Source organism: Coleofasciculus sp. FACHB-712 (assembly GCF_014695635.1).
Lineage (GTDB): Bacteria > Cyanobacteriota > Cyanobacteriia > Cyanobacteriales > FACHB-T130 > FACHB-T130.
The window spans coordinates 1-11121 of the sequence record NZ_JACJOQ010000536.1 but is presented as its reverse complement, the minus strand read 5'-3'; the positions used below and the strand labels follow the sequence as shown (position 1 = coordinate 11121).

Here is an 11121-nt window from a genome sequence, read left to right as displayed (position 1 = left end):
GCGGGGTCAATTTCGTCGCGGACGGGGGATTGCGCCAGCCAATTTTCCATAGGCGCGATCGCATCCAATTCTACTAACTGACCCGTCAGCGTTGCGTTAAACCACAACAGATCCGGCGGCGCATTTCCCACTACCGCTGCCAAAATCTTCGGTAACTGCTGATCCGCTTGTCCCACATAAAGGGATTCCACCTGAATCTTCGGATGCGCCTGATTGAACTTGTCCACCAGCGACTGCAACACATCCCGATTCGGCGGCGGATTCACCCCTTGCCACAACGTCAGTCGGATGACATCCGCGGCTTCCGAACGCCCCGACTGTAGCTGACATCCTGCCAATCCTAACAGAACAATGCTTAATAGCAACCCCCGGCTCAAAAAACTCCACAGGTTTTGGAAAAAATTACTAGACCCGTTAAATCCAACTGACATAATTGAATGCCCAATTTTGAACCGAAACAGCTTTAAAATACTCATCATCAGCGACTAAAAGCCATCTTTTTGCTTAAAAACAATTGTTTTTTGCAAATATTTTTTACACTTATAATTTTCTTGCTTAAACTAAAACATCTGCTTGATTGATTTAAAGTAAAGCTTTAGCTATTGGCTACGCAGGGTATAGAAACAAGATTAAGAGGATGTCTGAGAAGTGTCAAAAGTTGATTTTATCCTCCCAGTCCCCCTTAAAAAGAAGGGATAAGTTTCTCAAAGACCCCCAATTTATCGGGAGATTTAGGGGGATCTCTACCGTTTAAGCGTCTCGATTATGACTTTTCAGGCATCCTCCTAAGCGGATAGGCTTGGTATGAAGTACGGTTGATTTTTGTTTATCCTATGTTTGGACGATCGTATAAATAATTTCAGTCTATGGCTGGACATAGTAAGTGGGCAAATATTAAGCGTCAGAAGGCGAGAGTGGATGCAGTGAAGGGCAAAACCTTCACTCAGCTAGCTCGCGCGATTATTGTGGCAGCTCGCAGTGGTATACCAGACCCAGCAGGTAATTTTCAACTCCGCACGGCGATTGATAAGGCGAAGGCGGCTGGGATTCCGAATGAGAATATTGAACGAGCGATCGCGAAAGGTGCGGGGACTTGGGGTGCAGATGGCGCTCAGCTAGAAGAAATTCGCTACGAAGGTTATGGTTCCGGCGGCGTGGCGATTTTGGTGGAAGCGCTTACGGATAATCGCAATCGTACCGCGGCTGATTTGAGAGCAGCTTTTAGCAAAAATGGCGGTAATCTCGGTGAAACAGGCTGCGTCTCGTGGATGTTTGAGCAGAAAGGTGTCTGTATCCTGCAAGGCGTGGTTGACGAAGAGGAGCTATTGGAGGCGTCCCTGGAAGGGGGCGCTGAGTCCTACGAACTGACACAGGAGGAGGATACGGAGGGAGCCGACGTGTTTACCTCTGTGGCAAATTTGGAGAACCTAGAGCGAACCTTAAAGGAGAAAGGCTTTAAAGTCACCGAGGTGGAACTGCGCTGGATTCCTAACAATACGGTGGAAGTTGGCGATTCACAGCAGGCGCGATCGCTCCTCAAATTGATTGACACCCTAGAAGGACTCGATGATGTGCAAAACGTTACCGCTAACTTCGAGATGGCGGATGAGCTGATGTCTCTGAGTTTAGTGAATGGCTAATTGATGGGAATTCTGTTTTCCCTGCCTTAAGAGCGATCGCGTGTCTCTACATCCGTCTTCAGGCGCGATCGCTATCTCTGTCTTAAGCGAGGTTAATCTCCGGTCGCCAGCTTATTAAATCTTAATATTGAGGCAAAACGAACTTGTTTCAGCGGCTCAGTTCCCTGAGCTGTCATTAAAGCAAAACAATCGGAGATTCATAAATGACATTTACTACCAACGACACCAGCAAACAAGCCTTACAAAAGTTTCAGGGCTTTGATGTAGATACTCAGCTTGCTATCCTGTGGTTCGGCTACCTCGACATCAAAGACCAACTGACACCAGCAAATGCCACTTCTGCCCAAGAAGAAGCTGCCGCCTTGTACCATGCAATCCTGGCAATGCCCAAGGAAGAACAGCTACAGGCGCAACGCGACATCGCTTCACGAGCCGATACTGATATTAGCCGTGCCTATAAAGCTGTAAGTTCTAGCTCTAAGCTGGATGTGTGGCTGCGGTTAGCACAAGGCATGGACAAAGGTGAAATCATTACGGTGCCTTCTGACTATCAACTGCCCGAAGAAACCAACGATTTTGTTGCTCAAATCAAGCAACTGGACTTTGAAGAGCGGATTAATTTCACCCGCAGTGCTGTAATCGAAATGGGTGCTAAGTAGTCTGAAGTTGTGCCCTTTGAGAGTATGAAATCAGTCTTAAACATTGCACCGATTTTCAAAACATCTCTTCTAGAGACCGCTAATAAGAAAGAGGAAGCTACTTCAGATGCCTAACCTTTAGCAAGCTTCCTCGTTATGCATCCCCCACTAAGTGCAAAGCAATTAGTGGGGTAATTTTTTATTCTACCAAACTGCATCCAGAGCATCGGTGTGTTGTCCTCTCCCTAACCCAATACTTGTTGGCGTCCAAAAACCGAATTCCCAGCCACCAAGGGCAAGGAAAGAGCCTGGGGATTCGGTTGTTTACTAGACATCGCGCTTCTCAACTTGATTGCTCCATCTGTTCGCGTCACAATAGTAAATATTCTTATTGTTTTGACTAATTTTGTTAACAATGGCGCTGGAACAGACCGTTCAAACAATTTCGTCGCCGCAGACATCGGCAGCCCAGCAAGGCTTTGACTACGACTTAGCGATTGTGGGCGGTGGAATTATTGGGGCAACTCTCGCTTGTGCCTTAAAAGATTCTGGGCTGCGGGTAGCGTTAATTGAGCGATCGCCCCAGTCTGCTGCTGTTGCCATCGGACGCGCTTATGCCATCTCCCTCATGTCGGGGCGCATTTTCGAGGGTATGGGGGTTTGGGATAAAATACTGCCTCAAATCAATGCATTTCAACAAATTCGCTTATCTGACGCCGATTATCCTGGCATCGTGCAATTTTCTCCCCAAGATTTAGGGACAGAAAGGCTAGGGTATGGGGCGGAACATCGGGTGCTGCTGACGGCTTTGCAGGATAGCTTGAGAGATTGCCCGAATGTGTCTTGGTTGTGTCCGGCGGAAGTGGTAAGTGCAGACTATCAAGCTGACGCGGTAGAGATCGAAATTGCTGTCAGAGGGGAGATCCCCCACTCTAAAATTCAATCTTCTCAAGCCTCGGAGATCCCCCCCAATCCCCCCTCAAACAGCGGGGGCGATCAGGGGAAGCAAACATCCAAAATCAGAACGCGCTTGCTGGTAGCGGCGGATGGGGCGCGATCGCCCATCCGCGAAGCCGCTGGTATCCGCACCCAAGGATGGCATTACTGGCAATCCTGTGTGGTGGCAACGATTAAACCAGAAAAACCCCACCAGAATATCGCCTACGAACGCTTTTGGCCTAGTGGCCCGATGGGGGTTCTACCGCTACCGGGGAACCGCTGCCAAGTTGTTTGGACTGCCCCGCATACAGAAGCGAAAGCTTTGAAGGAAATTGACGAAAAAGAGTTTTTGGCGGAACTGGAACGACGCACTGCTGGACTGTTGGGGCGTCTAGAACTAGAAGGCGATCGCTATGTTTTCCCGGTGCAATTGATGCAAAGCGATCGCTACACGCTTCCCCGACTCGCCCTGATTGGCGATGCTGCCCATTGTTGCCATCCGGTAGCGGGACAAGGCATGAATTTGGGGATTCGGGATGCAGCAGCGATCGCTCAAGTTTTAAAATCTGCCCATAATTTAGGGGAAGATATCGGGGATATACAGGTACTTAAACGTTACGAACACTGGCGTAAACAAGAAAACCTGACCATTTTAGGTTTTACCGATTTCCTCGATCGGATGTTTTCTAATAATTGGTTGCCAGTCGTGGCAATTCGCCGCTTAGGTTTATGGATGCTGCGGCGAATTCGTCCCGTTAAGACCTTTGCTTTGCAGCTAATGACAGGGCTTAGAGGGCGTCATCCGGAACTGGCTTCTCGGTAAAAATGACCTCTGGTTGAAAAGGACGTACCTCGGCTTGATTGCCATTCGAGATTCCAGTGGTCAAATTCTTTGCTGCTTGAATGATATCGGACGGCATCATAATCACTGTCGTCGTATTATTTTCTGCCCCAATTTCTGTCAGCATTTGTAGACGTCGCAGCTCCAATACAGCGGGGTTCTTCATAATCATTTGCGAAGCTTCTGCTAGCTTAATTGAAGCTTCCTGTTCCGCCGCCGCTTTAATGAGCCTGGCTCGTTTTTCTCGAATAGCTTCCGCTTCTTTTGCCATTGCCCGTTGCATCGCTAGGGGAATTTCCACGTCTTTCATTTCCACCCGTTCAATCACAATCCCCCAAGGTTCTGTGATTTCATCGACTATTTCTTGGACTTTGGTGTTAATCTTATCGCGGCTTTGTAAGACATCATCCAGGATATTTTGACCTACTACATTCCGTAAAGTCGTCAAGGCGATTTGGTAAACCGCCATATTGTAATCTTCAACCCGATTGATAGCCTTTGACGGGTCAAGAATTCGGTAATAAAGAACAGCATTTACTTTAATCGTCACGCTGTCCGCCGTAACAGTTTCTTGGGGTTCGATATTCACTGTTTTTGTGCGGACATCGATCTGCATTTTTTGATCGATCCAGGGAATAATCCAATACATCCCTGGCCCCATAACGCCCTTTGTTCGACCCAGTCGAAAGATGACGCCGCGTTCGTATTCTCGATCTAGTTTAAGTCCAGAAGCTGCTAGAACGAAAAAGAAAACTAAAAGTGTGCCTAGAGTGGTGCCCATATTTGGCAAAAGGAAATCCTTACTACGCCCATTCTAGACTCGCTGACAGAGTTATAGCAGGATACCGATTACCAGCCGGATCTGGCAAACCAAAGCAGCAGTATGGATGCCACGCACAAAGTAATAAATTGCAAAACAATTATTTGAACTAACCACCGAATTGTTAAGATAATTTTCATAGCCTTCCCCTCACTTATATCTGACTGAAAAATTGCAGATGTCTCCAATATTAGCGATTGGTTAATCCGGTCTTGTGATGAAAGAGGTGCCTAAATGTGACAATCGCTGTCCAGGTTTGTGATGATCGTCACTTCCACCTCATCTTAGGCACTAAATTTGGCTGTATTGACAACTGGAATAACCAAAAACAGAATCATTGTGGCATACCGTTTCATGCGAACAGCCCTTCCGTACACTATCGCTGAATCATAACCATACTCTTTTTTAACACGATGCTGGAGGTTTCCCCTAACCCCCCAATCATCCCGGATTTATGAGGAATTTTAACTATAATAAAGCCCGATGAACCGGATTCATCTTGCCTGATGGCAGCCAAAGTATTACCAATTCGTCAACTTTCTTAGTATAGATTGCGAGTTTTTCGAGAGAATTCCATACTTTTTTAAGGAATAGACTCACTGTACAGACTTATGCAATCAACACTCGCGATTAGAAAGCCTCCAGTCCGCCGCCACCGCTGGTTTGAGAGATTGATGGCAATCATTGCCACGATCAACTTTGTTTTAGTGTTGTTTGACCTCAGTTATATACCCTGGCGTGATTTCTACCTTCGGGAAATTCCCAGTCTGATTCAGGTGTACGATCCAATTAAAGGAATTGAACCGCATCGAGAAACACAGGCTTATCTCAATCGGGTGAACGAACTGGAACAGCAAGTGATGCAGACTGGGCTAGAGTCAGCAGAGGTAGAAAGCTTGCTACAGGACTTGCGTAGCCGCAGTAATGAAATGATTGAGGATAATCCATTTGCGCTGGCGAAGAAAAGCGGTGCTTTAGAAAAAATTAAGAATCAAGTGCGCGATCGCGTGGGGAAAGAATCTGCCCATCAAGCCTTTAATCAATTTTGGAGTCAAGCTTATCTTTCCCAAGCCGGTTGGCAGCAAGAACTCAACTTCTTTAATACAGAAACTCGCCCTCTGATTCAGACTAACTACTATCGCAGTTTGGGAATCAATGGAAAATTTTTTGATGAATTTTGGTTGCTTGACTTACCGTTTACAATTTTATTCGCTCTAGAATTTTTGGTTCGCACTTTCTATATCAGACGCCAATATCCTAACTTTAGCTGGCTACAGGGAATGCTGCGGCGATGGTATGACCTGTTTTTGCTGCTACCCTTGTGGCGGTGGCTGCGAGTCATTCCGGTAATGGTTCGCCTCTATCAATCTGAATTACTAAATTTTGAGCCTGTACGGCAGCAAATTAACCATGATTTTGTAGCTAACTTCGCTGAAGAATTGACTGAAATTATGGGGATACAGGTAATTAACCAAATGCAAGGAGCGATTCAACGCGGCGATCTCGCACGCAGGCTGTTTCATCCGGGGAATAGCCGCCCCTATATTAATATCAATAACACTAATGAGGTGCAAGCGATCGCAACCCGCCTGATTAACCTCAGTGTCCATAATGTTCTCCCCAAAATTCAGCCTGATTTAGAAGCTTTAGTACATCACAGTCTAGAAAGTAGTCTCAATCAATTTCCGGTTTTTCAGCAATTCCAAAATATTCCGGGTTTGAGCCGTTTACCTAGCCAGATTAGTGAAAATCTCGCTAAAAATTTATCTCAAACTGCTTACAGCAACGCCCTGAAAGCAGTTGAAGATCCAGTCGGGACAGAATTAACGACTCGGTTAATTGATAACTTTGGAAAAGCTTTAGAGGTAGAATTACAGAAAAAAGACAACTTTAAGGAAATCGAATCTTTACTTGTAGATATGTTAGAAGAAATCAAAATTAACTACGTCAAAGGCATTGCCGAAGCCGGAATGGATAAAATCTTAGATGAAGTGGAACAATTGCACCAAATTGTTCGGCGATAGATTAAGAATTTACCAGTTTTTTTCAAACTTAGCCTGGAATGAGCTAGGGATACGGTATTGCCGTGTCCCGGAGAGTGGCATCTACGCAACTCAGATGTTGCTATATTTCTTATCTTCTCTCCGGAAAACGAGGGAATAGAGCGAGAAGGGAAGGGAGAAATCCTATTTGCGATGCTTAAAGAGAGGATAGAACCCCTTCTATGTAAATTTTTACAATTGAAATGCTCCCAAATAGTAGAACTTTGGCTGTCTTTGCTGTTACTCGAAAAAATATGCGCTAACACTATCTATATCCACTCGTGAAGTGCATCGCTTAAGCTTAATCTTCCAGTCATCTCAAAATTAGCGAGGCCGCTATGAAATCAATCGTGAGTAGTGTTAGCTTGTTGCTAGCAGTACTACACCTGGTGGGAATCAGCACAGAACGGGTACAGGCACAAGCAATCATTCCAGCACCCAATACTACTGCCACCGTATCTGGTGCGGAAGGGAAGATTCTTCTGGCACAAGCTGCTACCCCCACCAAATTAGACAACGCTTTCGACCGAGAAAATTTAACGGAGATAGTGCCGCAAATTGAGCAAACGTGGGAAAAACAATATGAAGATTACTTTCGGCTCAATTTCTCCGACGAGTCAATTACAGCAAAGGATGTCGCCGATACTCTAGGCAAAATCGCGGTTCAAACGGGTCAAAAGCCTGCTCTAATTTATGTAGTGCCTAGAGCCAAACAACTAGAACTGGTGTTGATTACTCCGGGGAATCAACCGATTCACAAGCGCATCCCGGAAGCAAAGAGTGAAATCCTGCTCAAAGAAGCGGCAAAGTTTAGAGAAAACATCGTAGATCCCAGACAGCGGAATAGTACCCGCTATCTGCCAGCAGCGCAGCAGTTATATCAGTGGATTATTGCGCCACTGGAGGCAGATTTAAAAACAAATAAGATAGACACGCTAATCTTTTGTGTGGGTGCTGGTCTGCGGACTATACCGCTGGCAGCTTTCCATGATGGGCAAAAGTTTCTGGTGGAAAAGTATAATATTGGGCGCATTCCTGCCTTCAAATTGACAGATACCCTCTATGTCTCTCTAAAGAATTCGCAAGTTCTGGCGATGGGTGCGTCAAAATTCAAGGAGCAAACTCCCTTGCCTGCGGTGCCAGTGGAGTTATCTGCGATCGCGCAAAAGCTATGGCAGGGTAAATTCTTCTTAAACCAACAATTCACCCTGGCGAATCTGCAATCGCAACGCGCTTCAGAACCCTATAAAATTATTCACCTGGCGACTCATGCCTTCTTCGAGCCGGGAGAACCGAGCAACTCCTACGTTCAGTTATGGGACGCGAAACTAACATTGGATAAGATGCGGCAATTACGGTGGAACTCTCCACCCGTGGAACTGTTAGTCCTGAGTGCTTGTAGAACTGCTCTCGGCGATAAACAAGCAGAATTAGGCTTTGCGGGGTTAGCCGTTAACTCTGGAGCGAAGTCTGCGATCGCCAGTTTGTGGTCTGTCAGCGATGAAGGAACTTTAGCACTGATGACCGAGTTTTATGGGCAACTGAAAACTGCGCCGATTAAAGCAGAGGCACTCAGGCAAGCTCAGATAGGGATGGTGCAAGGGAAGGTACGTCTGCAAAATGGTCAGTTGTACAGTTCCAGAGGGGAGATATCCCTGCCGCCAGAACTGGCAGGAATTCAGAACGTGAATCTATCGCACCCCTACTATTGGGCTGCCTTTACCTTAGTCGGCAGCCCCTGGTAATTTTTAATTGAATTAAAGAGGTCGATAGACGCGATAGTTGATTTCGGGGAAGATGTTGTCTATTTCCTCGACTTTTTCTAGCCAACCGCTGTCGATTTTGCCATCTTTGATTTCGTCGTAGAGCTTGTGGAAGCGCATCAAGTGCGATCGCGTTCTTCTCACCGCATAAGGCACCATCGTTCCGGTTCGCATAATAAACGCCCAGTCAGAAGATTGTGCCAGCAGCACTTCCCGCGCCGCTTGATTAAGCGCTTTCCACTCCAGCTCATCCGCTGGTTCCCGCCGCGCCAGCTCGATCATCCGCTCTGCTGCCTTATGCAAGTGCGGGTAAATCCATGCGTTCGTTTCATTCAGCCAATACTCGTGGAAGCCTTTATAACCCCAACTCGACTGAGAAGGACGGCAGACTTGCTGCGTAGGATTCTCTTGTAAATAATCAGCCAAATGCGTCATCCGATACGTGCCTTGGTCATACCAAGACTTGCGGAACAGATAATCGATAAACCAAGGACCTTCGTACCACCAGTGACCAAACAATTCCGCATCGTAAGGCGAAACAATGATTGGCGGACGCTGCATAATGTGGTGCAAATGCTCAACTTGCCGCTCTCGGTTATAGGTAAAGTTAGCAGCGTGTTCAGCAGCCTTTTCCCGCGCCCAATAAGGGTCATAAAGTTGCTTATCGCCCAACCCTAAACCGCGCCCAGTAATTTTGTGATATTTGATGCCCGTATTCTTGCGCTGACCGTTGGGCATGATGTAGGGCTTAATGTATTCGTATTCCGCTTCCCAGCCCAAATCTTTGTAAAATTCCCGATATTCCGCCGCACCGGGATAGCCTACTTCCGAAGACCACACCTGTTGGGAAGACTCGTGATCTCGACCAAAGGCAGCAACTCCGGTTTCTGTAAAGATGGGTGCATAAGAGCCAAAGCGGGGACGGGGACGGGCGTAGAGAATACCATGTCCATCCGTCAGGAAGTAGCGCAATCCCGCATCAGCGAGCATCCGCTCTAACCCTTCATAATAGGCGCATTCCGGCAACCAAATCCCTTTAGGAGGACGCCCAAAGTTTTGCTCGTAGTGTTCTACTGCGACCTGAATTTGTGCCCAGACTGCCTGAGGATACATCTTCATCAGCGGCAGGTAGCCGTGCGTTGCGCCGCAGGTGATGATCTCCAGGTTGTTACTATCTAAAAATTGCTTAAACGCCGTTACCAAGTCGCCGTCATAGCGTTCCCAGGTTTGACGAATCTCGCTAAATTCATGAACGTAATGTTCGGCAAGATAGCGAATATGACCGTTATTCGCATTATGCTCAACTTCTAGTTCAACGAGTTCTTCCAGTTTCGCTAAGTGGTCATCGTAGCGCTCTTGCAGTAGCGGATCGCGCAGCATCGACACCAAAGGCGGTGTCATGCTCATGGTGATCTTGAAGTCAATGCCGTCCCGCTTTAAGCCTTCAAATACGTGCAGCAGAGGAATGTAGGTTTCGGTGATGGCTTCAAACAGCCACTCTTCTTCCAGAACGTAGTCACTTTCAGGATGCCGCACGAAGGGCAGGTGGGCATGGAGAACAAGAGCAAGATAGCCGATGGGCATAGTAATTCTGGGGTCTTAGATGGACATGAAATTGAAGCAGGCTGGGCAAAATTGAATTTATTTTAAGATTTTACGGCGAAAGCGAGTCAGCATTCGGCGGGGATTCCCAATAAGTTCCGGTGGTGGTTCGCCTATCCTGGTAATTGACGATCGATTTGCCTGCTCTGTTTTGAAATCAGCGTAAAGTTCAACCTGTGCTAAAAAAAGTAACTTTGACACTTAGCCTGTTAACCGGCGCTCTTTGCGTTGGTGGCTCTTTTCAATCTACGTTCGCCACTCCCCTTATTGTTGCCCAAGAAGCACCTGTCCAAACACCCGCCCCAGAACCAAAAGTCGCTCCATCCGCACCAGCTTCAGAAGCCTCCCCCGCAGCCTCCCCAGCACCGACCACTCAACCAGCGTCGTCTGAGGTAAAGCTGACTTTAGAAGATTTGCCTGCTGGGTTTCAGGAACTCCCACCGGATGTAGCCGTTGAGATTGCCTCCAAATTGGATGTTCTCAGACAACAACTAACGCAAGCGAACATGAAGCCGGAGAACTTCTTTGCTTTCGTTAATCCGGAGAACTACCAAATCGTTTTGGGCTTCACTGGAAATATGCCAAATCAGCCCGAACAAGCTAATTTTGATGCGGGTCTGCAAGAAATGCAGAACCCTCAGAAGCAACAACAGATGTTGAGCCTACTGCGGGAGAGACTCAAAGCATACCAGGGACTAGAAGTTGTAGAATACAAACCCCTGCCGGAACTGAATAACTTGGGGAATGCTTCTAGTGGGATGACGCTGGCTCTGAAGATACAACAGCAACCTGTGCGGATGGATATCGCTGCTTTTCGCCGAAATTCGACAGGAGCG

The 11121-nt window shown here is 47.0% G+C and carries 8 protein-coding genes and 1 pseudogene; 6 read left to right on the top strand and 3 right to left on the bottom strand.

What is annotated here, in order from left to right:
• Positions 1 to 431, bottom strand: a pseudogene (locus tag H6F50_RS18500) (extracellular solute-binding protein); the annotation flags it as partial.
• Positions 432 to 866: 435 nt separating this feature from the next.
• Here H6F50_RS18500 and H6F50_RS18495 point away from each other — a divergent pair.
• The 3 genes from H6F50_RS18495 to H6F50_RS18485 all read left to right on the top strand — a co-directional run bounded on the left by H6F50_RS18495 (position 867) and on the right by H6F50_RS18485 (position 4040).
• Positions 867 to 1640, top strand: coding sequence for a YebC/PmpR family DNA-binding transcriptional regulator (locus H6F50_RS18495; RefSeq protein WP_190429827.1), 774 nt, complete (start codon positions 867 to 869; stop codon positions 1638 to 1640).
• 203 nt (positions 1641 to 1843) lie between these two features.
• Complete coding sequence (locus H6F50_RS18490; RefSeq protein WP_190412172.1) at positions 1844 to 2299, top strand: orange carotenoid protein N-terminal domain-containing protein; 456 nt, start codon at positions 1844 to 1846, stop codon at positions 2297 to 2299.
• A gap of 394 nt (positions 2300 to 2693) precedes the next feature.
• The gene (locus tag H6F50_RS18485; protein ID WP_190429826.1) at positions 2694 to 4040 is read left to right on the top strand and encodes an FAD-dependent hydroxylase; all 1347 of its coding nucleotides are present in this window, start codon (positions 2694 to 2696) and stop codon (positions 4038 to 4040) included.
• On the opposite strand, the gene H6F50_RS18480 is transcribed toward H6F50_RS18485, so the two are convergent.
• Positions 4006 to 4839, bottom strand: a complete 834-nt coding sequence (locus H6F50_RS18480) for a slipin family protein (RefSeq protein WP_190429825.1) — start codon at positions 4837 to 4839, stop codon at positions 4006 to 4008. The two genes, H6F50_RS18485 and H6F50_RS18480, sit on opposite strands and share 35 nt — an antisense overlap.
• Before the next feature lie 650 nt (positions 4840 to 5489).
• Between H6F50_RS18480 and H6F50_RS18475 the strand changes: the two genes are divergently transcribed.
• Positions 5490 to 6902: a hypothetical protein gene (locus H6F50_RS18475; protein WP_190429824.1), complete on the top strand. Its 1413-nt coding sequence runs from the start codon at positions 5490 to 5492 to the stop codon at positions 6900 to 6902.
• A gap of 356 nt (positions 6903 to 7258) precedes the next feature.
• The gene (locus H6F50_RS18470) at positions 7259 to 8665 is read left to right on the top strand and encodes a CHAT domain-containing protein (RefSeq protein WP_190429823.1); all 1407 of its coding nucleotides are present in this window, start codon (positions 7259 to 7261) and stop codon (positions 8663 to 8665) included.
• Positions 8666 to 8677: 12 nt separating this feature from the next.
• Here H6F50_RS18470 and H6F50_RS18465 read toward each other — a convergent pair whose 3' ends face one another.
• Positions 8678 to 10267, bottom strand: a complete 1590-nt coding sequence (locus H6F50_RS18465; protein WP_190412177.1) for a glycoside hydrolase family 57 protein — start codon at positions 10265 to 10267, stop codon at positions 8678 to 8680.
• 194 nt (positions 10268 to 10461) lie between these two features.
• On the opposite strand from H6F50_RS18465, the gene H6F50_RS18460 reads away from it, so the two are divergent.
• On the top strand, positions 10462 to 11121 hold a 660-nt coding region (locus tag H6F50_RS18460), incomplete at its 3' end, for a hypothetical protein (protein WP_190429822.1).

Bases quoted from the DNA above. Each gene is read 5' to 3' on its own strand.
- H6F50_RS18465 (WP_190412177.1), bottom strand. From the start codon at position 10,267: ATGCCCATCGGCTATCTTGCTCTTGTTCTCCATGCCCACCTGCCCTTC.
- H6F50_RS18495 (WP_190429827.1), top strand. From the start codon at position 867: ATGGCTGGACATAGTAAGTGGGCAAATATTAAGCGTCAGAAGGCGAGA.
- H6F50_RS18485 (WP_190429826.1), top strand. From the start codon at position 2,694: ATGGCGCTGGAACAGACCGTTCAAACAATTTCGTCGCCGCAGACATCG.
- H6F50_RS18470 (WP_190429823.1), top strand. From the start codon at position 7,259: ATGAAATCAATCGTGAGTAGTGTTAGCTTGTTGCTAGCAGTACTACAC.
- H6F50_RS18490 (WP_190412172.1), top strand. From the start codon at position 1,844: ATGACATTTACTACCAACGACACCAGCAAACAAGCCTTACAAAAGTTT.
- H6F50_RS18480 (WP_190429825.1), bottom strand. From the start codon at position 4,839: ATGGGCACCACTCTAGGCACACTTTTAGTTTTCTTTTTCGTTCTAGCA.
- H6F50_RS18475 (WP_190429824.1), top strand. From the start codon at position 5,490: ATGCAATCAACACTCGCGATTAGAAAGCCTCCAGTCCGCCGCCACCGC.